At 56.0% G+C, this 25103-nt stretch carries 18 protein-coding genes; 10 read left to right on the top strand and 8 right to left on the bottom strand.

Translation table 11 applies throughout. The annotated features are described in order from the left end of the window. Window positions 1-99 precede the first annotated feature (99 nt). Window positions 100-2589: a heavy metal translocating P-type ATPase gene (locus ACXADJ_RS17465; RefSeq protein WP_475068502.1), complete on the top strand. Its 2490-nt coding sequence runs from the start codon at window positions 100-102 to the stop codon at window positions 2587-2589. After that, window positions 2586-2978: a Cu(I)-responsive transcriptional regulator gene (gene cueR, locus ACXADJ_RS17460; protein ID WP_475068500.1), complete on the top strand. Its 393-nt coding sequence runs from the start codon at window positions 2586-2588 to the stop codon at window positions 2976-2978. The genes ACXADJ_RS17465 and cueR overlap by 4 nt, the downstream gene beginning before the upstream one ends. Window positions 2979-3001: 23 nt before the next feature. Here cueR and ACXADJ_RS17455 read toward each other — a convergent pair whose 3' ends face one another. From ACXADJ_RS17455 to pilV, 4 genes are read right to left on the bottom strand one after another with little or no spacing between them, the layout of a single operon-like run. Further along, a complete protein-coding gene (locus ACXADJ_RS17455) occupies window positions 3002-5971 on the bottom strand; it encodes a pilus assembly protein (RefSeq protein WP_475068497.1) in 2970 nt (989 codons plus the stop codon). Continuing rightward, window positions 5968-6579, bottom strand: a complete 612-nt coding sequence (locus ACXADJ_RS17450; protein ID WP_475068495.1) for a pilus assembly PilX family protein — start codon at window positions 6577-6579, stop codon at window positions 5968-5970. Before ACXADJ_RS17450 ends, ACXADJ_RS17455 begins: the two co-directional genes overlap by 4 nt. 3 nt (window positions 6580-6582) lie before the next feature. After that, window positions 6583-7602 carry a PilW family protein gene (locus ACXADJ_RS17445; protein ID WP_475068493.1) on the bottom strand — a complete coding sequence of 340 codons (1020 nt, stop codon included), beginning with the start codon at window positions 7600-7602 and terminating at the stop codon, window positions 6583-6585. Beyond that, on the bottom strand, window positions 7599-8105 hold the full coding sequence (gene pilV, locus ACXADJ_RS17440) for a type IV pilus modification protein PilV (protein ID WP_475068491.1): 507 nt from the start codon (window positions 8103-8105) through the stop codon (window positions 7599-7601). The genes ACXADJ_RS17445 and pilV overlap by 4 nt, the downstream gene beginning before the upstream one ends. Before the next feature lie 669 nt (window positions 8106-8774). Between pilV and ACXADJ_RS17435 the strand changes: the two genes are divergently transcribed. Together ACXADJ_RS17435 and ACXADJ_RS17430 are read left to right on the top strand one after the other, a co-directional pair. After that, window positions 8775-11837 carry a COG1361 family protein gene (locus ACXADJ_RS17435; RefSeq protein WP_475068489.1) on the top strand — a complete coding sequence of 1021 codons (3063 nt, stop codon included), beginning with the start codon at window positions 8775-8777 and terminating at the stop codon, window positions 11835-11837. Window positions 11838-11934: 97 nt separating this feature from the next. Beyond that, the gene (locus ACXADJ_RS17430) at window positions 11935-12801 is read left to right on the top strand and encodes a hypothetical protein (RefSeq protein ID WP_475068488.1); all 867 of its coding nucleotides are present in this window, start codon (window positions 11935-11937) and stop codon (window positions 12799-12801) included. Window positions 12802-12917: 116 nt separating this feature from the next. On the opposite strand, the gene ffh is transcribed toward ACXADJ_RS17430, so the two are convergent. Then, entirely contained in the window at window positions 12918-14333 is a 1416-nt protein-coding gene (gene ffh, locus ACXADJ_RS17425) for a signal recognition particle protein (RefSeq protein WP_475068486.1), read from the bottom strand. Between the two features lie 415 nt (window positions 14334-14748). Here ffh and ACXADJ_RS17420 point away from each other — a divergent pair, with 415 nt between their 5' ends. From ACXADJ_RS17420 to ACXADJ_RS17395, 6 genes are all read left to right on the top strand, one after another. Then, window positions 14749-15465: a YitT family protein gene (locus ACXADJ_RS17420; protein ID WP_475068484.1), complete on the top strand. Its 717-nt coding sequence runs from the start codon at window positions 14749-14751 to the stop codon at window positions 15463-15465. Window positions 15466-15949: 484 nt separating this feature from the next. Further along, window positions 15950-17524: a DUF4331 domain-containing protein gene (locus tag ACXADJ_RS17415; protein ID WP_475068482.1), complete on the top strand. Its 1575-nt coding sequence runs from the start codon at window positions 15950-15952 to the stop codon at window positions 17522-17524. A 10-nt stretch (window positions 17525-17534) separates the two neighbouring features. Then, window positions 17535-17804 carry a hypothetical protein gene (locus tag ACXADJ_RS17410; RefSeq protein WP_475068479.1) on the top strand — a complete coding sequence of 90 codons (270 nt, stop codon included), beginning with the start codon at window positions 17535-17537 and terminating at the stop codon, window positions 17802-17804. A 142-nt stretch (window positions 17805-17946) separates the two neighbouring features. Further along, window positions 17947-19113 (top strand): hypothetical protein, encoded by a 1167-nt coding sequence (locus ACXADJ_RS17405; protein WP_475068477.1) that lies wholly within the window; start codon window positions 17947-17949, stop codon window positions 19111-19113. A 104-nt stretch (window positions 19114-19217) separates the two neighbouring features. Beyond that, window positions 19218-20030 carry a cytochrome C assembly family protein gene (locus ACXADJ_RS17400; RefSeq protein WP_475068475.1) on the top strand — a complete coding sequence of 271 codons (813 nt, stop codon included), beginning with the start codon at window positions 19218-19220 and terminating at the stop codon, window positions 20028-20030. 112 nt (window positions 20031-20142) lie between these two features. Next, a complete protein-coding gene (locus tag ACXADJ_RS17395; RefSeq protein WP_028293942.1) occupies window positions 20143-20754 on the top strand; it encodes a trimeric intracellular cation channel family protein in 612 nt (203 codons plus the stop codon). A gap of 90 nt (window positions 20755-20844) precedes the next feature. Here ACXADJ_RS17395 and ACXADJ_RS17390 read toward each other — a convergent pair whose 3' ends face one another. The 3 genes from ACXADJ_RS17390 to ACXADJ_RS17380 form a co-directional block, all read right to left on the bottom strand. Further along, window positions 20845-21501, bottom strand: coding sequence for a carbonic anhydrase (locus ACXADJ_RS17390; protein ID WP_475068472.1), 657 nt, complete (start codon window positions 21499-21501; stop codon window positions 20845-20847). Window positions 21502-21804: 303 nt separating this feature from the next. Then, window positions 21805-23601 (bottom strand): sodium-extruding oxaloacetate decarboxylase subunit alpha, encoded by a 1797-nt coding sequence (gene oadA, locus ACXADJ_RS17385; RefSeq protein WP_475068470.1) that lies wholly within the window; start codon window positions 23599-23601, stop codon window positions 21805-21807. 16 nt (window positions 23602-23617) lie between these two features. Further along, window positions 23618-25033: an acetyl-CoA carboxylase biotin carboxylase subunit gene (locus tag ACXADJ_RS17380; protein WP_475068468.1), complete on the bottom strand. Its 1416-nt coding sequence runs from the start codon at window positions 25031-25033 to the stop codon at window positions 23618-23620. Between the last annotated feature and the right edge of the window lie 70 nt (window positions 25034-25103).

Genomic DNA, 25103 nt, shown 5'->3' with positions numbered 1-25103 from the left:
GGTTGCCTGCATCTCGCTACAAACCCGTTTCGCCCCTTTACCTTCCCAGCATGGGAAGGTTTATGATCATCGTCATCAGAATCAACAAGGACCGACAGCATGAACAAACCACTGTCCCTTCCGGTCGAGGGCATGACCTGCGCATCCTGTTCCGGCCGGGTTGAACGAGCACTGTCGAAAGTGAACGGTGTAGAAAGCGCCAGCGTCAATCTGGCTACCGAAACCGCCACCGTTACTGGCAAGGCCAAGCTCGATGAGCTGATCGACGCGGTAAAAAAAGCCGGTTATGCCGTTCCCGCAGGACAACCCATTGAGCTTGCGATTGAAGGCATGACCTGCGCATCCTGTTCATCTCGACTGGAACGTGTGTTAGGTAAACAATCCGGAGTCACCGTTGCCAATGTGAACCTGAGCACCGAGCGCGCTCATATTGAAGCCTTGCCAGGCACCCGGACTGAAGAACTGATTAATGCCGTTCGTAAGGCAGGCTTTAATGCCACAACCATCAGTCAGCAACCACAGAACATTGGCCAGTCGTCTATTGATACCCGCAAAAAACGCGATCAGGAAGCCAGTGTTTACCAACGCGACATGATGATTGCCGCACTACTGACCCTGCCGGTGTTTGTGCTGGAAATGGGTGGCCATCTGGTGCCAGCCTTTCATCATTGGCTGTTCGAGGCCATTGGCCAACAAACCAGTTGGGTTCTTCAGTTTGTACTCACCACACTGGTACTGATCGGCCCCGGTTTGCGTTTTTATCAGCGCGGAATACCGGCATTGGCTCATGCTGCGCCGGATATGAATTCGCTGGTTGCTGTTGGCACCCTCGCCGCCTGGGGCTATTCGACCATCGCGACGTTTATTCCCGCCGTGCTGCCACAAGGCACGGTGCATGTGTATTTTGAAGCGGCAGCGGTCATCGTCACGCTGATTTTGCTGGGAAGATTAATGGAAGCCCGCGCCAAAGGCCAAACATCACAGGCGATTCAGCAGCTGGTGAAACTGAGGCCACAAACGGCTCGGGTGATACGGAATGGGCAGACCATGGAGCTGGATTTATCTGACGTGAAAAACGGCGATGAACTGGCAATCCGTCCCGGCGAGCGCATTCCGGTGGATGGCGAAGTGATCAGCGGCCAAAGCTATGTGGATGAATCCATGATCTCCGGCGAGCCTGAACCTGTCGAACGACTGCAAGGCAGTCAGGTTATTGGTGGTACCCTCAACCAGACTGGTGCCTTGACGATTAAAGCCACAGCCGTCGGCGAAGACAGCGTACTGGCGCGCATTATTCAGCTGGTCGAACAGGCGCAAGGGGTCAAGCTGCCGATCCAGACACTGGTCGACCGCATCACGCGCTGGTTCGTGCCCGCGGTGATGGCGCTGGCGACCCTGACCTTTCTGAGCTGGCTGATCTTCGGCCCCGAACCGGCGCTGACCTTTGCCCTGGTCAACGCGGTGGCGGTATTAATCGTTGCCTGCCCCTGTGCCATGGGATTGGCAACGCCCACGTCGATCATGGTAGGCACCGGCCGCGGGGCAGAATCCGGTGTTCTGTTTCGCAAGGGCGATGCATTGCAACGACTGGAAAGCACGGCGGTTGTCGCGTTCGACAAAACCGGCACGCTGACCGAAGGCAAACCGGCATTGACCGATTTTAGCGTTACCGAAGGCTTTGATGAAAAAGCCGTTTTGGCCGCCATCGCCGCGCTGGAAAGCCAGTCTGAGCACCCGATTGCTCGGGCCATCGTCAGTGCCGCCGTGGAACAACAACTGACCATAGATAAGCCCACGAACTTCCAGTCGCTTACCGGACTTGGCGTTTCCGGAACCATTGAACATGACGGTGAATCGATTGAGGTTCTGCTGGGGGCAGACCGCTTGATGCAGCAGCAGTCTGTGGATATGTCTTCTGACAAAACCTCTTCACTGCAATCACAAGCCGAACAACTGGCCCAGCAAGGAAAAACTCCGCTGTATGCGGCGGTGAATGGCAGGCTGGCTGCGGTGCTGGCGGTGGCTGACCCCATCAAGGAGTCCACTCCGGCAGCCATCCAGGCGCTGCATAATCTGGGTTTGAAAGTCGCCATGATCAGTGGCGACAACCAGCACACAGCCAACGCGATTGCTCACCAGCTGGGTATTGATCACGTGGTCGCTGAAGTGATGCCAGAAGGCAAAGTGGAGGCAATCCGGCAGCTCAAACAGGCGTTAAATGAAGATGAACAGCTGGTGTTTGTCGGAGACGGTATTAATGACGCCCCGGCGCTTGCTGCCGCAGATGCTGGCATGGCCATCGGCACCGGTACCGATGTGGCCATTGAAGCCGCCGATGTGGTGTTGATGTCCGGGTCGGTGCAGGGCGTGGTCAATGCCATTACGCTGAGCAAGGCCACCATGCGTAACATTCGTCAGAACCTGTTCTGGGCCTTTGCCTACAACACAGCTCTGATACCGCTTGCAGCCGGTGTGTTCTACCCGGCGTTTGGACTGTTACTGTCACCCGTCGTTGCCGCTGGAGCCATGGCGCTATCATCGGTGTTTGTGGTGGGTAATGCGCTCAAGCTAAGAAAGGTATCAATATGAACATCGGAGCCGCCGCCAAGGCCTCTGGCATCAGCGCCAAAATGATTCGGTATTACGAGGAAACCGGGCTGATCCAGCCTGCCAGCCGCACCAGCTCTGGCTATCGACAGTACAACGAAGCAGATATCCATACCTTGCGATTTATTCGCAGGGCCCGTGATATGGGGTTTTCAGTGGAACAAATTGGCGAGCTGCTGGCACTGTGGCAGGACCAATCCCGTCACAGCGAGGATGTGAAACAACTGGCCCAACAGCACATCGACGTGCTGAATCAGAAGATCAGCGAACTGCAATCGATGGCCGCTACCTTGCAGTCGTTAGTGAGCTGCTGCGCCGGGGACGATCGGCCGGACTGCCCGATTCTGAAAGAGTTTGAGGGCAACGACTGATCGCCACCCTCATCGCTTGACAACTACTCCGAGGTCACTTCACGCCAACCACTGCGGCCGCTTGGTGCCGTCGTGAACGAGAACACGTCATCCACGCCAGAGATATCACCCAGGTTGGTGTCGCTGCTGCCCTGCACCACCACTTTGTTGTTCAGTACCATCAGGTTGGCCTGGTAGGCCGTGCCAGTACCGATCAGTACGTTGTCGTAGGTCAGATTGCTGCCATACAGGGTGTTATCCGGGAAATAGCCGTCTTCCAATCGGTAGAGGTAGTAGTACGCATTGCAGCTGGTGTCGGTTTCTTCCTGTACCGGCAGGAAGATAACGCTGGCGGCAATGGTCACCTGATCCGTGATGGTGGCACCACTGGATGGCAATTTCTGGATGTGTTCGGTATTGGGTGTGAAGGTGGTTTCTGCGGTGTAGGCAGTACCGGATTCATCCCAATAGCCCGAGCCTCCGGCGTAGCTGGTCCAGTCCGGGCGATAGTCGTCATCGTCCGATGGCATGCGGAAGGTTTTCAAGCGGGTGGAGGACTGGGCCGTTACGTATTCGGCGCTGCTTTTGGTGGCGTGCTCCAGATACAGTACGGCATCAGAGACCGCCGAGCTGGTGCCAATATGGCCCAGTGTCGAGATGCGGTAGTTGCTGTTCAGGCTGCTGCCACTGACCAATTCACCCTGATAGATATAACCATCGCTGTCACCCAGGTAGAGATCGGCCCTTTGCACCCGGGCATTACCACTGCTGTCGAGTACATAGTCGACTACGGCCATCGGGGCTGCTGTCAGCTGGCTGTCGGAGTCTTCCAGACGGCTGGAGACATCGTAGATTTTTTCTGTCGGACTGCTGCTCAGCGAGCGAGCAACCACGGTGCTGTTGCCTGCCAGCCAAATGGCATATGGCGTGCTGCCAATCTTCATCAACAGCGGCGAATGAGCCAGGTTAGCGCTGCGTTGATCGGTCCACAAAGCCGATGACAGGTTGCCGCTACTGTCGATTCTGAGCGCGTAATGGAGGTCACCGGACTGGCCGGTTCCGACCACATAGCCACTGGTGCTGCTGTCACTGTCGGTCAGAACCGCCAGCTGGCCCGCCATCGGATGGGTGGTGTAGAAGCTGTCGTACTCTTGCAGCCCGGCCACCAATGGCCGTGGGATATAGCCCCACTTCAGTTCTCCGCTGCTGCCGTCAATGCCATAGACAAAGCCGTCGTCGGTTTGGAACACAACAATACCGCCCATCACTACTGGCTGACTGATGTAAGGTGCACCGATCATGGCGCTGCTATCGCGGCTGCCCAGATAAGCGCCTTCAGAATAGTTCGGGTCAATGGTGTATTCGATGATGGTATCGGCGCTGAGGCTATTGGTGATGGCAAAGGCCTCGTCGTCCAGGGCGGTCAGTTTGACCAGCGCGCCGTCGGCGTCGGTCGACCAGAGCAGTTCCCGTCTGAGATCAGCCGTCATCAATGCATTGGCATCCCAGCTGGCAGTGCTGCTGGTCGTACCGTCGTCTTGCAACGCGAATGCCTTGATGTGGCCGGTAATGCCCGACTCGCTGGTGTTGTCGGTTTGCGATGGCACATATACATAGTCGCCGGTGCTGGTTTGGCTGGCAGACGCCGTATTAGCCAGGCTGTATTCACCGCTTCGAGCCACGGTGCCGCCTGTGTATAACTCGGCAAAGGTACCGGTGTCCTGGTAGGCCAGCGTGATGGTTTCTTCGTTTTTGATCAGGATGTCTTCGGCAATGATCTCGCCGACAATGGTGGTGTCTTCTGCATCAACCCGAAAATAGCCGTCGGCCACATAGATGCTGGCGGCGACATTACTGCCATCGTCATCCAGTGACAGGAAGTCGTTGTAAATAAAAATAGCCAGTCGATCCGCTCGGACGTTATCGGTGTTGGTCACCACATCGCGGTTCTGATAGTCACAACTGAGATCATCAAGGCTGGTCAACTCCTCCACCACATCCATATTCATACAGACGTAACCGTCGAAGAAGTTTTCGCTACTGGCACTGGTGGCGTCGTCGTCCAAACGGGTGTTGTTGATATAGAGCTTAACCTTGCCAGAACCATCACCCAGCGCATTGCCGTCGTCGTCCACAGCACGCACCAATAGATTTACACCGTCAAACTGGGCATGAGAGATGTAATAGGTACCCGGCTCCATGATGACAACCGGAGTATCATCGAAGCGGAAATAGCCGATGTGGTAAGGGTCTGCGTCTGCGTCGTACTCGAAGTAGACCGGTCGATCGACGTCGTCAGCGTATACCCGCCCCCAATCGCGATTGGAGAAAATCATGCTTTTCACACCAATCGCGAAGTTATCCACAAAGTCCAGTCGGGCGGTGCCTTCATCGACCTCGAAGCACCCCGCCAGAGTCTGATCCTCTTCATCTTCTTCATCACACCAAAAACCCTGCGCTGCTGTGAGCAGGCCGGGGTGATAAATGGTCCTGTTACTCAGCGAGTCGTTGTTACTGGATTCAGTGTAGGTTTGGTGAATACGCAACTCATCATCACCGGTGGTGAATTTGGCTGAGTTGTTATTACTGTTGGTTTCAAAGGCAGGCAGCGTCAGCTGCCCAAGCGAGCTATCGGAGGCCGTCACGCCACAGTTTTCGTCGCCTGCCGTATCAAGATTAGCGGACTGAACATTCACCGTGCCCAGACCGCCGCCGATAAGGCTCAGTTCGCACTCATCACCTCGCGCGGCAAGATTGGCACCCAGGCGGGAATAGCTGACGCTGTCACCAATGTAGATCATGCCGTAGCCGTCACTCGACTCGTACACACCCAAAATTGACGGCTCTATTCCACCGACACTGCAAGCCCCTGCGACCACCAGGGATGACAGCAGTAATGCCGGACTGGAGATCAGGGTAGAACATAAACCCGACGGATAACCCTTGGCTGTTTTCGCCGCCCCTAGACGACCGCCTGACGGGTTGGAACAACGCCCGGATGAATGAGCTTTCATAAGCTAACACTCCATGTTTCTTGCAGCACAACCTTGCTGCCTTCCCCTTTGCCATAGCCAATAGCGGTAATGGTAAAACGCAGCACATCGATATTGGCGCCTGCGCCACTGGCGCTGTCGGAATACCCGTCAGCAACGGTGCTGGAATAACACACGCTGAGCGGGTCGGTTTCAGTATCCAGTCCAATCATGTAGCGGGGGTTGGCACGCAACCCCATTTGACTGAACGGAGACACTGAACGAATGTTTACTTCAAACGAATCCTCAACATCCCAGCTGGCAACCGAACTGCGCCAATTGGAGTGACTGATGCACTCGCCTTCGCTGTCTTCCAGTGCCCGATACAAGCCATTGGTAACACCGAAGCTATCCAGGCCCGTGGTGCTGTCCAGCAAGCTTTGGATATGACTTTCGGCTTCTCGCAACGCCCGTTCGGCCGATTGAAAGGCCCGATTGCGGTCTTCCATTTTGGTCGCCATGTTCTGCTGCATGGTCGACCCTTGCATGCTATGTGTTCCCAGCACGGTCATCACCAGTAACATCACCAGAGTGACCAACAGGGCTGCGCCTTGTTGTTGGCGCTGCAAGCCAGTAAGTGGTTGTCTCATGATTTACTCCGCCCGGTTGCGCAAAGCAGTGACAAAGCTCATTCGACGGTACAAACGCCGGTCATCGGCGGTGACTTCAGTGCCGTCGAAGGTATAGGTTGGATAGCCATCCAGCAGATTGTCTTCCTGACTGGCGTACAACAGCTCAAACCGCAAGGATGACACCTGATTCCAGTCCGTCACGGCTGACGCTTCGAGGTAGCTGTCGACACCCGCTACGGTATCGGTGTCGACGCCATAGGTAATTTGCATGTTTTCAAGGCCATACAGCAGCGGCACTGTGGATACCGTTCCGCTGTCGTTGGTGCGGCGATACAGCACCCGGCGACCCGAGTCATCCTCCGTCAGGTAATACACACTGGTGTGTACCTTCATCACCCGGGAGCCGGCAGCAAAGCTGTGATTAAAGCTTTTGGTGGCATTGCCCGGCGTACCATTGCCCGTGTTATGCACAATGTTGCCGTTAGCATCGGTGTAGTTGGTGACCTGGAAAACAGCGGCACTGGCGCAGTCGGTCACCAGTACGATGTCGTCGGAAGCGATCGGAGCGGGGTCCAGTACGGTGGTTTTCAACACCGCACTGCTGTCGGGCATTTCGGATTCCAGCGTGACTTCAGTGCCTTCCGCCGAACGAATCACAAACACATCGGTGCCGTTGATCACGTCAGCGCTGACCGCATCGGGGTAACCGGTAGCAGAGTCATACCCTTCCAACGGAGTACCAAAACTGTAATCCAGAGCTTGTGAACTATTGAGGGTATTCACCACCGTCGACACATCGTCCAGGCAACCAAAACCGGCCTCCCGGACTTCGCTAGTGATCAGGTAATCGCTGAAACGCATGGTCTCTTGCAAGTTGCCAAGGGCTTCATCCAACCGAAACACTTTCTGATTACCCGCCATCACCGACATGGCGCCCATCACAATCATGACGTCCAGCAACAGTGCAATCATCAGCTCAATCAGGGTAAGGCCACCTTGACGCTGCAAACGCAAGGACCCCTGCTGGCGCAGTGTTTTCATAGTTGACTCACCATCACCAGCTGCTGGATGGCATCGTCCGCATCGACGTTTCCTTGCTGGTCCATATCGCCTTGTTCAAAGCGCCGCAACCAGCGGATTTCAACCTGACAGATGGCATTGCTGTCACAGCTGATCGCCCCTTCGCCACTCGGCAGCCAACTGCCGATGGATGACAACCAGTCGTTGATGTCTTGCTGCGGAATGGTAGAAACCGACCCGGACAGGTCTGAGAAATCGCTGAGGGCAAGGTTGTAGGAACCGTCCACCACCTGCGGGCGATTGGCGATCATGCGCTCGAACATATCGGAGATCAGGATATTGGCCACCGAACGATGCATGGCATCACTGTTGACCCCAACAGACTGACTTTGCAGCGCCATCAACCCCAGCACACCAATACTAAAAATGGCGACTGACACCAGCACTTCAATAAGGGCTAATCCGCGCTGGCCGGAAGCGCAACGACGATATCGGGCTGCTGACTTTAGAAGGACTCGTTCCATGTTTCCTACCCACAACACGTTGGTAGGACAATTCTACTGTCAGAATTGTTTTATTTCACCACCTCAAGTCAACAATGAAAATACTAATAACCATATTAGTTCCACCCAAGAAACAATATATAACGCCCGTTCAGTAATTTACTGTGCGTAAAAACAAAACCTCCCCCGCCGGAGCGAGGATGTTCCATAGGAAGCCTGTAAATTTCCTGCGGCACACAAACCGGCTTCCCGCAGAGCGGGGTAGTTTTTGATTTACTGACCGTTTTCAGTAATATCGCCCCGGTCAGAATGACCCTGACCGTTATCAAGTAAACAAGGACGTCACGACATGAATGCCAAACCGATGCTGCTGGCCTGCTGCTGTCTTCTGCCCTGCTGAGTGGCTGTGGTCGTGGCGCTTCAGGCGGCGATGACTCCAGCGACAATTCTTCTGCCAATATCCCATCTGATCTCATCGGCGAATACCTGTACGTCCACAATGGGCGCTCGTTCTACCTCGATCAGGACAGCGAACTGGAGGTCACCGAAGTCGGGGATGGCCTGCTGCGTATCACCACCAGCGATGGCGAGTATCTGTATGCCCTGCGCTCTGGCAACAACAATAGCACCGTTACCGGAACCCTTTCCGCGATTGGTTCCAGCACGGCCAGTGCCTCCAGCCGACAAATAATGACCTCGGGATTCACCGGCATCGGTGGTGCTGATGTGGTGTTGCGCAACCTTGAAGACGGCGATGTAGCAGTGGTCGTCACCACAGATGATGACGGCAGCTTCGAAGCCGAAATTCCAACCGGTGAATACAGCCTGGACGCCGATGTTGATGGCGAATCCGCCACCATCACGGTCGATGTTGAAGGCACAGATAACGATATTGGCGTTGTCACGGTTGCCGATGACAACCTCTACAACTTCAAGTCCGAGCTGACCCTTAACTCGATACCCTACGGCAACTACGAAACCGTCACGGGCACCATCCGGGTATACAACAACGGCAGCCTGCGGGGCACAGGCCTGAGCTACAGCTTTGACTGCAGCGATACACTGATTGCCAGCTGCGACATCACCAATCAGTCGCGCTCCATCGACCCTGGCTCAAGCGTTTCCTTCCCGGTCGAACTCAGTTTTGGTTATCTCGAAGAAGCCATTGAGTCGGTGCGTATCTACACCAGCATCGAAGATGTGGATGACCGCCAGTGGAACGACTACATGGAGTTCGAGGTGTACAAGCGACCGCTGGCGCTGAATGTCGAGGCCAACCAGTCGAGCGTTTCCGGCTACATCATTTTGCCGGGCCATGAGCTGAAACAAATCAGCGTACGCAGCTCCACCACCTACCTGCCCTACTTGCCGGGCGAGCAATACCAGATCGTGCTGGCGAACAATGACATCAATACCGAAACCGCCTACAGCATCGGCTACAGCACCGCCGTTGAAGACCTGACCGACTTCAGCGACACCGGCGCGTTCGAGCCCAACGACACCGAAAGCGAAGCCACCAGCATGGCTCCGGGCGAGGCGGTTTCAGCCTTCCTGCACATTGGCGACATAGACTACTTCACCATCGACATGCCGGAGTCTGACGAGCAACTGGAAGACTCCCAGCCGGAGTTTTATGCCGTGACCGCCATTTACGAAAGCGCTGCTCTCGCCAATGGCGATGGCCTGTTTGGACGCGGCGAAACTGTGCTGTTTGACCTCGCATTCCGCAACCGCGGATACAGCGACATCACCGGACTGACCGCTACGTTGAGCACCAGTGATGCTTATGTGAGTGTGGAAAACCTCAACAGCAACACCTTCACCGTCTATCAGACGCCGAACATCACAGACTCCGACGGCCGCACCAGTGACAACAGCTATTATGGCCGTGTCAGCTCCAATGCCGACTTTTCTGCGACCATTGCCACCGATACACCAGTAGGTCATCAGGCAACCATTGATATTGCCCTCACCGATGGTCACGGCAACAGCTGGACCGACCAGTTCACCATCACAGTGGAACAAACCGGTGCCCAGTTTGTGTACTACGATCACTCACCGTTCTACGACGTTGATTCCAGCTCCGGCACCTCAGGCAACGAGGATACGCTCCTCAACCCGGGCGAAACCGCCCAGTTTGATCTGGCTGCAGAGAACACCGGCAGCGCCGCTTCCATGGGCGTTGTGACCACACTGTCCACCACTGACGATTACGTGACCGTCAGCAACCTGGAAACCACAGCAGTGGACATCGACGCCGGTGAAATTCGGGACACCAACAGACGCTTATCAACAGACAGCTACTTCTTGCGTCGCGAAAGTGCTGGTGCTTTCAGTATTTCTGCCGCCAGCAACACCCCTGCGGGCCATGAAGCCACCATCAACATCACCTACACAGATGAGTACGGCAACCAGTGGCAGGACAGTTTCGTAGTGACCGTTACCGCCGTCGCCGCCGAGCTGGTGTTTGATGATCTGTCGCCACTCTACGATTACGACACTGTCAATGGCGTGCGAGGCAACAACAACGCCGTCGTCAGCGCCGGCGAGTCGGCCAGCTTCAACGTTGGGGTATCCAACCTGGGCAGCTCCAGCGCCATGGATGTCGTACTCAGCGTCAGCAGCGACGACGATTACATCACCGCGGTGAACTGGACCGACGAGTCGGCACGCACCCTGAGCGAAATTGAAGCCTACAGCAGTGAAGACTCCGACAACCGCCTGTCCACTCACCGCTATTACCTACGCCGTATATCCGGTGATTTCATGATCACAGTGGCCGACGATGCACCTGCGGGACACAGCGCCGAATTGATGCTGACAATGACCGACCGCAGCGGCAGCCAATGGGTCGACTATTTCGAAGTGGAAGTGTCCAGTGACACCATTAACCCGGTCTATTTCGGCCGCTCGCCCTACTACGACCAGGTCAGCACCCTCGGCGAATCCTCTGGCAACGGCGATAGCGTACTGGATGCCGGTGAAAGCGCCCGTATTGAAATTGCCCTGCAAAACCTCGGCAATACCGCTTTTACGGTATCCAGCCTGACGGTCTCCAGCAGCGACAGCTATATCTCCGCCAGCATCGCATCCAATGCCACATTCAATTACGACATCCCTGGTGGCAGCATCGTCGATACCGACGATGAGACCCCATCAGACCAAACCAACTTCCTCGCTCGTACTTACCACGGTGACCTGCTGATCAGCGCCGCAGCGGATACCCCCGTTGGCCATTCAGCCACCATTGACGTCGTCATCAACGCCAGCGACGGTGCGACCTACAGCACCTCATTCGAGGTCACTACCGGCGAAACACTCAGCAGTGCGCTGGAATACGCAGGCCGTTCCGCATACTACGATCAGGCCAGCTTTGAGTTTGGTGAATCCAGTGGCGACGGTGACGGCCTGCTGGAAGCCGGTGAAAGCGCACGGGTTGAAGTGGCCGTCAGCAACAGCGGTAATACCGCGCTGGTGTGGGAATCGATAACCGCTTCGACCAGCGATGAGTACATCACTGCCAGCAGTGATGGCACACTCGGTTGCTGGGTAGACCCCGGCAATAACATCGATAGCGATTGCCAATTACAAGACAGCGACGATTACCTGGCTCGCAACAGCAGTGGTGATGTGATCATCAACGTCGCAGCAGACACGCCGGATGGCCACAGTGCAACCATTGAGCTGGTCTTCACCGACAGCAATGGCACTACCTACAACAACAGTTTTGAAGTGACGGTTGGCCAGCCCTGAGCCCACGACCACTAAAGAACCCGGGCCTGATATTCCTCAACAGGCCCGAGCCCGGATATACATGCATAGAGAACAGCTCCAACTTACAGGACGTATAATGAAACGAATTCTGATCCCTTCCCTGCTGCTACTGAGCGCCGTCAGCCAGGCCCAGGGCGTAAACGTTGAAATGCAATTGAACAAGGACGGCGATGTTGATCCGATCAGCAGCTTTCCGCTGCAATGGTCTGAGCAATACTTCAGCAAAATCAGCTACCGCAGCGTGACCTACGGCGAAGTCGACGACAGTGAACTGATGCAACGCAGCTCACAAACCATCCGTGATCAGTACCTGCGACTGGACCTGCTGGGTTATCAAAGCAGCGGATCAGGTATGAACTGGCAGCTGGCCGGTGGCGCTGAAGCCATTCGTATCAATCGTGAAGAATTTGGCTACGGTGAGTTCAATAGCCAGACCCTGCTGCTGGACAACAGCGTTGAGGTGGAAGTGTATCGAGCGGTCGTTTCAGGCGAAATGCGCTGGCAAAGCGAGCACCTGGAAATCAGCGTTGGGGGCGACCTGTCGCCTTATGGTTCCCTGACCGTCGAGCAGGACACCTGGGTTAGCTACAACGGCGAAGCCAATGCCGACAGCAGCAACAGCGGCACTATGAAACCAGCCTATGGCGCACAGCTTGGGCTGGTACTGAAAAGCGGCTTCGACCTCGATCTGGAGCTGGGAGCAGAATACGACTACCTGCCACTGGAATACGACTTCGACGTATTGAACAGTGACGGTGATGACTTCAACGAAGAAACCGTAACCCTGAAGCAGAAAACCACCCGTCTGAGCGCCAAACTGATCTTGCCGGCCTATGCGGGCCTTGGTCGCCTGACTCTGGGGGCGGCTTCGGAGAAAATCAAAACCGAATCGGCAGACAACACCGTTAACTACGTAGTGTTTGGTATGCAGCAAGGGTTCTGAGCTGCCGCCGGTAACAACGACAAGTAAAAACAACAAAGCCCGGAATTCCGGGCTTTGTTGTGTCTGGAGCTGATGGTTTTAGCGCGCTAATCAGCGGCTAAAAAGGGGCACTCAGATCAGCGCATCGGAGGGAAGCCGCCGCCTCCCATTGGCGGCATACCGCCACCACCCATTCCACCTGGACCGCCGCCCATGCCACCCATGGCGCGCATCATTTTCTTCATGCCGCCTTTGGCGGTGACCTTCTTCATCATCTTTTGCATTTGCTTGTGCTGCTTCAGCACGCGGTTAACGTCCTGAATCTGGGTACCGGAGCCCGCTGCAATACGCTTCTTGCGTGAACCGTTGATCTTGTCCGGGAAGCGACGCTCGTCCAGCGTCATGGAGAAGATGATGGCTTCCATCTGCTTGAACTGACCTTCGGCCGCTGCGGTTTGCTTGGCCATCTGGTTCATGTTGCCCATGCCTGGCAGCTTGTCGAGCATGCCAGTCAGACCGCCCATGTTCTTCATTTGCTGCAGCTGGTCGAGGAAGTCTTCCAGATCGAAGCCTTTGCCTTTCTGGATCTTCTTGGCCAGCTTGTCGGCCTTGTCCTTGTCGATCTTGCGCTCGGCTTCTTCGATCAGGGTCAGTACGTCACCCAGATCCAGAATACGGGACGCAACACGGTCCGGGTGGAACGGCTCCAGAGCATCGGTCTTTTCACCCATACCCATGAACTTGATCGGCTTGCCGGTAATGTGACGTACCGACAGCGCGGCACCACCACGGGCATCACCGTCGGCCTTGGTCAGTACCACACCGGTCAGCGGCAGCGCTTCATTGAAGGCCTTGGCGGTGTTGGCCGCATCCTGACCCGTCATGGCGTCAACCACGAACAGGGTTTCAATCGGATTGATGGCAGCGTGCAGATCCTTGATCTCGGCCATCATCTGTTCGTCTACCGCCAGACGACCGGCGGTATCTACCAGCAGTACGTCGGCGTGGGCTTTTTTGGCCGCTTCAATCGCACCATTGGCAATGGCGATGGGCTTCTGGTCAACACTGGATGGGTGGAACAGAGCGCCGACTTCACCCGCCAGGGTTTCCAGCTGCTTGATCGCCGCCGGACGATACACGTCGGCAGAAACCACCATCACCTTTTTCTTTTCACGCTCGGCCAGATACTTGGCCAATTTACCCACGGTGGTGGTTTTACCGGCACCTTGCAGACCGGCCATCATGACAATGGCTGGCGGCTGGGTAGCAAGGTCGAGCTTTTCGTTGGCTTCGCCCATGACAGCCTGCAGCTCTTCATGGACAATTTTCAGGAATACCTGACCCGGGTTCAGGCTTTTCAGAACCTCGGTACCAATGGCGCGCTCTTTTACCTGATCGGTAAAGGCTTTTACCACCGGCAAGGCAACGTCGGCTTCCAACAGTGCCATGCGCACTTCGCGGACGGTGCCCTTGATGTTGTCTTCTGTCAGCTTGGCCTGGCCCGAAATACTTTTAAGGGCTTTGCCAAGGCGGTCGGTCAAACTCTCGAACATAACAATACTCGTTATCTGGTCGGTTGCTGTGGCCTGCGGCAAGAACGCATCGGCACTTTGGATACAACAGCGAATAAAAATTGTGCGGAGTATACCCCGAACAGGGGCCGTTCGCCTAAGCGGATTGGCAATAAGGCAACCGGAAAATATCAGCGTCGATTCCGTCACAGGGCTGCAACTGTTTGTGAAGTCATGCGGCTTATCGAGAGCAAGCTCTCTCCCACAACGTATCCCGACTCCCAACTCCAGACCTCAGACACCCGAATGCTCCCAATGGCGACTCCGTCCAAGGTACAACTGGTGAAGTGACCCATCTCGCGCTATAAGGATTTCTATACCGCCGCTCGCGCTCACAAGGCCCGCCCACAAGGCACGCGGCACTTCCAACATGGCTCACAAGGCCCGGAGACACTGTATGAAAACCCGCCTGTTCCCGCTAACCCGCTGGGGTGCGCCGGGCCTGTTTGGCCATGTTCGCGACCTCTGCAAACCACTGCACGCTCACCTGCCCAGCTACTACGATCTGCAAGGCATTGCCTTCGGCATCATTATGATCAGCCTGGGGGTGGTGTTCCTGCAATCCAGCCAATTGATCACCGGTCAGCTTGCCGGTTTGGCAGTCCTGTTGGGGATGTTCAGCCAGGTTGATTTCGGGCTCTGGTACGCCATCATCAACGTGCCCTTTATGTGGCTGTGCTGGCGTATGAAAGGCACCGACTTCACCCTGCGTACGCTGTTTGCGGTGGCCGGTATTTCCGCACTGACGCCGTGGCTGAAAACCGCTCTGGTGTTTGAATCCATTTCGCCCATGCTGGCGGCGACACTGGCCGGTTGTTGCGTGGGGATTGGCGTCATTGCCCTGTTCCGACACCACTGCAGTCCCGGAGGCATGGGTGTTGTGGCGCTGCTGGTCGATACCCGTTTTGGTATTCGCGCTGGCTGGGTACATCTGGCGTTCGACGTGGTGCTGTTTGCCATCGCGCTGTGGTGCATGCCATTTACGCTGGTGCTGTACTCGTTCTGGGCTGCGCTGGTCATGAACCTACTGATCGCCTGGAATTTCCGCCTGCCACTGCCGGTCGCGGCCAGCAGTGCGGAAGTGTTCAAATCTCCCACGGCAGCGGCCAAATAGCGAAAACCAACAGCCTAGGGACCCTCTGAATAACTCTGCACAGCTCTCGGCTCTGGCTTCCTGCTTCGCCCTACCTCCTGCATCCATGCAGTCGTGCGCGAGTCCTGCTGGTTGTCATTGGCTCTCTACAACCTCGCGGCGAATGCAGCGGAATGGCTAGACCTTTCCAAATCGGGCCGCGCAGGTTCGCCAACACCGTTCTGGCGGGCTGCAAGCCGCGCCCGTCGGGGATGGCAGGGCATTGCTGACTCTGTGTCGCTGATTTTTGACTTGACCCGTCAGGCCTGCAAATCAGCTTCGTGATTCAGCGTCGCCCTGTCATCCAGAGCGGGCACCGAGTTATTCAGAGGGTCCCTAGTCACATAACCCAACCTGATGCAGTGTTTCTTAACAAAATACCGCACCGATAAAACGCGAGCCCGTGCCATTGTCATCTAGGGTTGTATAGACAGCAGCCCACATCCAATAACAAGAGGTTCGCAGTTTGAACACACTCCCCAAAGCGGCTTTTATGGCCGTGGCAACCTCCGTTGCCCTGTCCGCTCCAACCGTGCTCGCCTCCAGTCACCGTGAAGCCCCGGCCATCACTCGTACTCCGACGCTCGATGCCGCTGACTTCTACATGTTCATGGATTACACCGACGCCGATGATAACGGCATGGCGGATAATCCGGATCACGTGGTGCTGATGGCCAACTACGTGCCTCTGCAAGACGCCTACGGCGGCCCCAACTATTTCAGCCTGGACCCTAACGGCCTGTACGAAATTCACATCGACCAAAACGGCGATGGCATGGAAGACGTCACCTTCCAGTTTCAATTCAGCCAAGCACTCGGCGGTGACGGTGGTGTGGCTCTGACCATTGACGACCGCGACGTCGATATTCCCCTGAAAAACTTCGGCCAGATCGACACCACCGACCCGGCTGCCAGCGCCACCAACTTTATGGAAACCTACACCGTCGCGATGGTCACCGGCGACCGCCGCAGTGGCACCCGTAAGGTATTGAACGGTGGCATGAGTTACGACAAGCCGATGGACAACATCGGTGAGAAATCCTTTGCTGACTACGCCAGTTACGCCGCAGGCTTTGTACACGACCTGAGCATCGACAGCTGCTCCGGCGGTGAAGTGTTTGTTGGCCAACGCAAAGACCCGTTTGTGGTAAATCTGGGCAAGACCTTCGATCTGGTGAATTACATTCCGCTGCCACTGGGCGATGAAACCTGGCAAGGCATTCAGGACGACGCCAACGACGACCTGGCCGACAAGAACGTCACCACCATTGCGCTGAAACTGCATAAAGACTGTTTGTTGGGCGAGTCCGGTACGGTGATTGGTGGCTGGACCACCGCCAGCACCCAGCAGGTGCGTATCCAGAATCCAAATGCCGACTTCGACAAGCCAGACGTGTATGGCGGTGCTTATGTGCAGGTGTCCCGACTGGGCATGCCGCTGGTGAATGAAGTTGTGATTGGCCTGTCGAAAAAAGACACCTTCAATGCCTCTGAGCCGGTGAACGACACCCAGTTCGCCGACTACGTAACCCACCCAACGCTGCCAGCCCTGATCAATATTCTGTTTGGTGAAGCCCTGACCGGCGATGCCAACGCCAACATCGCGCCGACCAACTTCCCTCGTGCCGATCTGGTGACGGCCTTCCTGACCGGCTTCCCCGGTGTGAATCAGTTGTCGGACGGTACCTTGTCGGAAATGGTGCGTCTGAACACCGCCGTGGCGGCCACGACCGCCTCTGAGCAAAGCACCTTTGGCGTGGTTGCTGGTGATTTGGCCGGCTTCCCCAACGGTCGTCGTCCCGGTGACGATGTGGTCGACATTGCCCTGCGCGTGGTAATGGGCGCCCTGTGCCACCCCATTGCTGTCGATCTGGATGGCAGTGGCACCGCCGGTGATGCCGGAGACAACCTTGGCCTCTGCGAAACCAGCGATGCACCGGTTGGCACCGCCGAGCTGACCGACCGCGCACCGGTGAACGTCAGCTACTTCGACGCCACATTCCCTTACTTCAAGGCCCCATTGCCGGGTTCCAGTAACTGAGGAGGCAGCCATGATGCTTAAACCATTAATGCTCCCGGCGGTTGCTGCCACGGCATTGTTGCTGGCAGGTTGTTCAGACAGCGACGACGCCAACAAGCTGACCGACACGCTGGATCAGTATCAGGACAACGGTACTGAAGAAGCCGACCTGCTCAGTTTCGTTAACGATGCCTTTGCCGTCAGTGACCCCCTGACGGCGGAACCCGTCGCCATCGACGAACTGACCTTTACCGGCACCGAGCTGGAAACGTCCCAACTACAGGATTTACTTAACCAGTAGATTGAGACCCTGTGTTTTCCTCCCAGCCCCCGGCACCGCTATGGAAGCAAGCGGTCGCCGGGGTGGCAGGGGGAACTGGGGAAAATCCGACGTTCTTCCATAATCATCGGCCGGGATGGCCACCCAACGAGCGATCCTGGCTATGAAACCCTTGTTCGTCTTTACGTTATTGGCCGCCATGGCCACTTCTGTCTGGTCGCATTCGGTGCCAGATATTGCCAAACGATTGGAGCAACTGCTGGCGCAAACACCGGCTGAATTTTCTGCGGTGGAATTTCAGGATTACATCGACCAGCAACTGGCTCGTCGTGCACTGCCATCCGGCTCGGACCACGTGATCATTGCCGAGACCCTGATCCAACAACACCCTCAAGTATTTGAACAAACCCCGACGGATTGGCAGCGTCTGACGCTGGCCAGCATCGATCAATACAACCATCGCTTTGCGACGACACTGGAACAGTTGCAGCAGATTTCACCCACCAGCCGCTACTGGCCGAGCGCCATGCTGATGAAGGCTCGCACGGAAGTGATGCTGGGCGAATCCGAGGCTGCCGAGGCCAGCTGTAAATCCCTGCTGTTAAAAGCGTCCACGCTGGTCGTCAGCGCCTGTTTGTCTGATGCGCGCAGTAATCAGGACGCCAACCTGCAAGCCATTATTCAGCAGGCGCTGTCTTCTCAAACAGCTTTCCAGCCGCAAGACACCAGCTTCCGGCAGACGAATCAGGGCGGCTTATCCAATACCGAGTCCCGAGCCGCCCCTCAACCCGAAGCCCAATCCGAGTCCCGCACCCTGCCTCGTTACATGGACGTTTGGCTGAGCCAGTTGCACGCCGAGTATCTGGAACAGCAAGGTCATCACGACACAAACAACAGCCAGCAAGCCTTCAAGGTGTTAGACAGCATCGTCCATAGATACCCGGCCGAGAATTTGCCGGTGGCATTCTGGGCTCAATGGGCAGACAGCGCGCTGGCAACCCAGCAATATCAGGCGGTTATCCACACCCTGCCGCGGCTGTACGCCAAAGACTCGCTGATGGACGACGCCTTGATGTTACGTGTCAGCGAAGCCTGGCTGCACAGTCAGCCGCGAGCCCGCGACGCCAAACGCTGGAAGTCGCTGATCGCCCACCGTATTCATTACCGTCTGCACAATCAGGCCAGCGTCCACGCTTACGAAATCAGTCGTTACTACCACAACATCAAGGGCAACCACATCAAGGCCCTGCACTGGGCCAGAGCCAACCTGAACGACAACCGCAGCTGGCGAGATCAACAATGGCTGCAGCAGGTCAAGACTTCACGATAATCAGGTCACGCTGTCTTGATCCAGGCGGATGAAATTGACTCTCATCGACTTTGCTAAGCAAAGGCCATGTGCGACACTGAGCCAGTCTTAATGGAACACTGGTTATGTCTGAAATTCTTATCGTACTGCCGGCCATCGTGCTCTACGCGCTGGCGGCGTTTCGTCAATGGCAAGTGGTGACAGGAAAGCGTCCCGCTGCTCGCAATCAGGTGCTGACGTTCAGCATGCTGGGGGCCATCGCCCACCTGGTGTATGTGGGTTACGCCGTGCTTTATGCGTCACCGGTGGACCACCCCAGCATCAATTTTGCCTTCTTTGATATTGGTGCTGTCATCGGTTTGGTGATGGTGCTGCTGGTGTTGTTTTCGAGCCTTAGAAAACCGGTCGAAAACCTGCTGGTTGGGCTACTACCGATGATCAGTCTGGTGTTGCTGCTGGCCGCAGCAACCAACCAGAAGTTCTCTCTCGACCACCTGAGCTACAGTCTGGTTTGGCATATTCTGTTGTCGATTCTGGCTTACAGCGTGTTCGTGATTGCCGCTGTGCAATCGGTGTTGCTGTACCTGCAGGACCGCCATCTGCGCAGCCACAAGACCCACGGTCTGATTCAGGCTCTGCCACCACTGCAAACCATGGATTTGCTACTGTTCGAGATGATCTGGCTGGGTGAAATCCTGCTGACGTTGGCGTTTGCCATTGGCTGGCCCAGCGTCAGCGATATGCAAGCCCAGCATCTGGTGCACAAGGTGGCGTTTGCCAGCATCGGCTGGGCGGTGTTTGCCGTATTATTGTTCGGCCGCTACCGCTACGGCTGGCGCGGCGTTACGGCCAGTCGATGGACCTTGACCGGCACCGCCTTTCTGATCCTGTCGTATTTTGGCTCCAAGTTCGTGCTGGAAATGCTGATCGGGCAATAAACTGTCGTGTTTCGGCAACCTGCCTAACCCCGACTGTGTCTGTTCAAGCCACAGTCGCCTTTGATAAAGTCCGCCACTTTCTGTTCTCTGACCCTGAGCACCACTGAACGTGATGGACTTTTCCCCCAATACCGCCGCCATTTTGTACTGGTCTACCCTGTTTGCTTCGGTGTTTTCCGCCGCTGCCGGGGTGATTGACGCCCGCCAGAAAAAATTCGACCTGTTCGGTGTAATGATCATCGCGTTCTGCGCCGCGTTGGGCGGTGGCACCCTGCGGGATGTGATTCTGGATCGGCCGGTTTTCTGGATTGGCGACCCCAGCTATCTGGTGATCACCTGGGTCGGCGCACTGCTGACGTTCTGGGTGGCCCGACGTATCGAACTGGAGGCACGCTGGTTTGAAATTCCCGACGCCATCGCGCTGGCGCTCTACACCATTGCCGGTACACAAGCGGCCTTGATGGTGGGCACCAATTGGCTGGTCGCCAGCTTTATGGGTGTGATTACCGGTGTTGCCGGCGGGATTTTGCGAGACATTTTGCTGAACGAAGAGCCACTGGTGTTCAAGGGGCCGTTCTACGCCACCGCCAGCTGGGCGGGGTCGATGCTGTACGCAGTGCTGTGGCACAAGGTGGATGCCAATGCAGCGGTGATTTCGACCTTGCTGCTGGTGTTTATGGTGCGTATCAGTGCCATCAAATGGAACCTGATGCTGCCGCGCTAGGGAGCAACAGGTCCAATCACACTGCCTCTTAGGGAGAACTTCTCCCATATCACCACGACGGCACCTGCCGCCGGATGAAATGACTCAGCCTTACAGCTGTTCGATCACGTCTTTATAACGCTCATCGAATGGCAGGAATTTGGTGCAGTGTTCGTCACTGGCCTGAATGTCGCCACTCTTGATGTCGTATACCCAACCGTGAACAAATACCTTGCCCGTCGCTACTTTGGAAGCAACCGCCGGGTGAGTACGGATGTGCTGAACCTGCTGCAACACGTTTTCGCTGATGCACTCGTTCAGGTGGCAGCCATCAATCGGGTTGGTGCGTGGAATCTGGTGACGCTCACGGACGATGTCCATGGCCGAGCGACAGTGACCCAGCCACTCGTGCACGTGTGGCAAACCTTCCACCTTGCTCATGTCCAGTGCGCCTTTAATGGCACCACAGTCAGCATGGCCACAGATAATGATATGGCGCACACCCAGTACCGCCACAGCGTACTCGATGGAGGCTGTCATACCACCGGTGTGGTGCGCATGCGGCGGCACAATGTTGCCAGCGTTACGGCAAATAAACAGATCGCCCGGCTCCGAACCCGTCACCAGGTTGGGGTCGATACGGGAGTCAGAACAGGTGATAAACAGGATTTCCGGGCTCTGGCCTGTAGCCAACTCATCAAACAGCTCTTTATTTTCCGGATGAACATCTTTCTGGAAATTAAGCACACCCTGAACCAGTTTTTTCATCGCAGCTCCCACTCTGGAATTACACATTTTCAATACGGCTATCCGCGCTCGACGCAGTCATCTTTGGCTGAAGACTACGACAGCGCGGACAAATAGACACCTGTTGAATGCAAGAAATTCAGCCAACAGGGCTCTGGAATAAAAATTGTGACTGAAGCGAACAATTCAGACGCTTAAAACCGCCTCAAACCGGGCTTCAGCCACCAAAGAAAAGCACCCCGGATGAGCGGTGGGGCACTTTATTTGGCCGTTTGCACGAGGGGTAAGTCGCACACAAACGGCACAAATTCCTGATTCTTTAAATCAGCCGATCTCGATCAGCACCTCGCCGGGCGTAACACGGTCGCCCTTCACCACATGAATGGCCTTCACGCTGCCAGCCACGTTGGCGTGGATTTCGGTTTCCATTTTCATGGCTTCGGCAATCAATACCGCCTGACCGGCTTTTACTTCATCGCCCTCTTTCACCAGTACCTCAACCACATTGCCCGGCATGGCAGCGGTGACATGGCCCGGTTCAGAAGCCCGTTTACGGCCTTTGGTTTCGCCACCATCGACGTATTCATTCAACGGCTCGAACACCACTTCGGTGGGTACGCCGTCCATCGACAGATAGATCTTGCGCTTGCCAGCACCGAAGTCACCGACTCCGGTGACGGCGATGTCGTAGCTTTCGCCGTGTACATCAATGGCAAACTCAGTGGCGATGCCCATTTTCTTCTCGCCGCTGTCGACCGGCAGCAGTGCTTCTGGCTGCAAGGTGCCAGCAGCGCGTTGTTGCAGGAATTCACGGCCAAGGTCCGGGAACATGGCGAAGGTGAGTACGTCTTCGTCGGTTTGGGCCAGCTCGCCGATATCGGCTTTCAATTTGGCCATTTCCGGTGCCAGATCGTCTGCCGGGCGGTGTTCGATGGCGATCTCGTTACCAATGGCTTTCTTTTGCAGCTCGGCATTCACGGCAGTAGGTGCCTTGCCGTAACCACCTTGCAGGTAACGCTTTACCTCGTTGGTGATGGTTTTATAGCGTTCACCAGACAGCACGTTGTACACCGCCTGAGTGCCGACAATTTGCGAGGTTGGCGTCACCAGTGGCGGAAAGCCGAGGTCTTCACGCACCCGAGGAATCTCGTCAAACACATCGCGGATTTTGTCGAGGGCGTTCTGTTCTTTGAGCTGATTGGCCAAATTCGACATCATGCCGCCCGGCACCTGATTGATCTGCACCGACACGTCTTCACGAGTGAACTCGGATTCAAACTGGTGATACTTCTTGCGCACTTCGCGGAAGTAATCGGCGATTTTGCCCAGTTTCTCCAGGTCCAAACCGGTGTCGTACTCGGTACCTTTCAGTGCGGCAACCTGAGACTCGGTGGCCGGATGACTGGTGCCACTGGCGAAGGAAGAAATCGCCGTATCAATGCGATCCGCACCGGCTTCGATGGCTTTCAACTGCACCAGCGGCGCCAGACCGGCGGTGCTGTGGCTGTGGATAACCACATCGACATCCACCGCGTCTTTCAAAGCCTTCACCAGATCGAAGGTGGCGTACGGGGTCAGCAGACCGGCCATGTCCTTGATGGCGATGGAATCGGCACCCATGTTGATCAGGTCTTTGGCTTGCTGCACATACAACTCTGGCGTATGCACCGGACTGGTGGTGTAGCACAGCGTGCCTTGGGCATGCTTACCCGCCGCTTTCACCGCTTTCATGGCGGTTTCGAGGTTACGAATATCGTTCAGGGCGTCGAACACACGGAACACGTCCATGCCGTTTTCGGCGGCCTTGTGAACAAAGGCTTCTACCACGTCGTCGGCGTAGTGGCGGTAGCCCAGCAGGTTCTGGCCACGCAGCAGCATCTGCAGACGGGTGTTCGGCAGCGCCGCACGCAGCTGGCGCAGGCGTTCCCATGGATCTTCTTTCAGAAAACGCACGCAAGCGTCAAAGGTGGCACCGCCCCACACTTCCAGCGACCAAAAGCCGATGGCATCGAGTTTTTCACAGATCGGCAGCATGTCTTCGGTACGCATGCGGGTGGCGATCAGCGACTGGTGGGCATCGCGCAATGTAACGTCGGTTACCTGTACTGGCTTCTTGCTCATCTTCATATCTCCTTGATCAGGCAGCCATGTGGGCAGCAATGGCGGCGGCCAGTGCCAGGGCAATTTCGCTTGGGTCGCGTTTCTCGGAGTAATTCAGCAACTCCGGATGCGTCGGTACAAAGCTGGTGTCGAAGTTCGCCGCCTTGAAGTCGGCGTGGTCGAGAATCTGCTGGTAATAGGTACCTGTGGTCTTGATGCCACGCAGACGCATGTCGTCGAGGGCGCGCTTGCCACGGGCGATGACTTCGTCCCAGGTCAGCGCCCAGCAAATCAGCTTCAGACACATGGAGTCGTAATACGGCGGAATCTCGTAACCGGTATAAATGGCGGTATCGACCCGCACGCCCGGACCACCCGGCGCGTAGTAATGGGTAATACGGCCAAAGCTCGGCAGAAAATCGTTTTTCGGGTCTTCGGCGTTGATACGGAACTGCAAGGCAAAGCCACGGTAGCTGATGTCTTCCTGGCGGTAGCTCAGTGGCAGGCCGGACGCGATGCGCAGCTGTTCGCGCACAATATCCACACCGGTGATCTGCTCGGTGATGGTGTGCTCCACCTGAACACGAGTGTTCATTTCCATGAAGTACACCTTGTTGCCCGACAGCAGGAATTCCACCGTACCGGCGTTCTCGTAACCCACCGCTTCGGCGGCTTTGACGGCCAGGTTACCGATGTACTCACGTTGTTCAGGGGTCAGCTGCGGGCTTGGTGCAATCTCAATCAGCTTTTGGTTACGACGCTGGATCGAGCAGTCACGCTCATACAGGTGAATCACGTTGCCATGGCTGTCGGCCAGCACCTGCACCTCGATATGGCGCGGGTTCACAATGCATTTTTCAAGGAACACATCGGCGGAACCAAAGGCCTTGGTAGCCTCAGAGATCACTCGCGGGTACTGCTGGCGCAGCTCTTCCGGCGTATCACAGCGACGGATACCACGACCACCACCACCGGAAGTGGCCTTGATCATCACCGGATAACCCACTTCTTCCGCCAGCGTCAGTGCTTCTTCCACATTGGCGAGGTTGCCGTCAGAACCCGGCGTTACCGGGACGCCAGCGGCACGCATGGAATCACGGGCCTGGGTTTTGTCACCCATGCCATGAATCACAGACGATTTTGGACCAATAAAGGTGATGCCTTTTTCTTCGCACAGACGGGCAAATTCGGCGTTTTCAGACAGAAAACCGTAACCCGGATGAATGGCGTCACAACCGGTTTCCACCGCCAGGTTCACAATGCGCAGCGGGTCGAGATAACCGGCCAGCGGATCTTCCCCGAGGGAATAGGATTCGTCCGCACGTTTCACATGCAGGGCATAACGGTCCGGCTCTGTGTAGATAGCTACCGAGCGAATTTCCATTTCTGCGCAGGCTCGCACGATGCGAACTGCGATCTCGCCACGATTGGCAATCAGTACCTTCTTCAACATGAGTCGGGCCTCAACAATTAGAGCATGTAAAGAAAGTACGGCAGCAACCTATAAATTAAAAATTGATAAT

The sequence above is a fragment of the Oceanobacter sp. ABM4_470 genome (assembly GCF_056158645.1).
This window is presented reverse-complemented; position numbering and strand designations above follow the sequence as displayed.

Bases quoted from the DNA above. Each gene is read 5' to 3' on its own strand.
- ACXADJ_RS17410 (WP_475068479.1), top strand. From the start codon at position 17,535: ATGATGCTTAAACCATTAATGCTCCCGGCGGTTGCTGCCACGGCATTG.
- ACXADJ_RS17445 (WP_475068493.1), bottom strand. From the start codon at position 7,602: ATGAAAACACTGCGCCAGCAGGGGTCCTTGCGTTTGCAGCGTCAAGGT.
- cueR (WP_475068500.1), top strand. From the start codon at position 2,586: ATGAACATCGGAGCCGCCGCCAAGGCCTCTGGCATCAGCGCCAAAATG.
- ffh (WP_475068486.1), bottom strand. From the start codon at position 14,333: ATGTTCGAGAGTTTGACCGACCGCCTTGGCAAAGCCCTTAAAAGTATT.
- oadA (WP_475068470.1), bottom strand. From the start codon at position 23,601: ATGAGCAAGAAGCCAGTACAGGTAACCGACGTTACATTGCGCGATGCC.
- ACXADJ_RS17405 (WP_475068477.1), top strand. From the start codon at position 17,947: ATGAAACCCTTGTTCGTCTTTACGTTATTGGCCGCCATGGCCACTTCT.
- ACXADJ_RS17400 (WP_475068475.1), top strand. From the start codon at position 19,218: ATGTCTGAAATTCTTATCGTACTGCCGGCCATCGTGCTCTACGCGCTG.
- ACXADJ_RS17420 (WP_475068484.1), top strand. From the start codon at position 14,749: ATGAAAACCCGCCTGTTCCCGCTAACCCGCTGGGGTGCGCCGGGCCTG.
- ACXADJ_RS17380 (WP_475068468.1), bottom strand. From the start codon at position 25,033: ATGTTGAAGAAGGTACTGATTGCCAATCGTGGCGAGATCGCAGTTCGC.
- ACXADJ_RS17435 (WP_475068489.1), top strand. From the start codon at position 8,775: ATGACCTCGGGATTCACCGGCATCGGTGGTGCTGATGTGGTGTTGCGC.
- ACXADJ_RS17455 (WP_475068497.1), bottom strand. From the start codon at position 5,971: ATGAAAGCTCATTCATCCGGGCGTTGTTCCAACCCGTCAGGCGGTCGT.
- ACXADJ_RS17390 (WP_475068472.1), bottom strand. From the start codon at position 21,501: ATGAAAAAACTGGTTCAGGGTGTGCTTAATTTCCAGAAAGATGTTCAT.
- ACXADJ_RS17465 (WP_475068502.1), top strand. From the start codon at position 100: ATGAACAAACCACTGTCCCTTCCGGTCGAGGGCATGACCTGCGCATCC.
- ACXADJ_RS17395 (WP_028293942.1), top strand. From the start codon at position 20,143: ATGGACTTTTCCCCCAATACCGCCGCCATTTTGTACTGGTCTACCCTG.
- ACXADJ_RS17450 (WP_475068495.1), bottom strand. From the start codon at position 6,579: ATGAGACAACCACTTACTGGCTTGCAGCGCCAACAACAAGGCGCAGCC.
- ACXADJ_RS17430 (WP_475068488.1), top strand. From the start codon at position 11,935: ATGAAACGAATTCTGATCCCTTCCCTGCTGCTACTGAGCGCCGTCAGC.
- pilV (WP_475068491.1), bottom strand. From the start codon at position 8,105: ATGGAACGAGTCCTTCTAAAGTCAGCAGCCCGATATCGTCGTTGCGCT.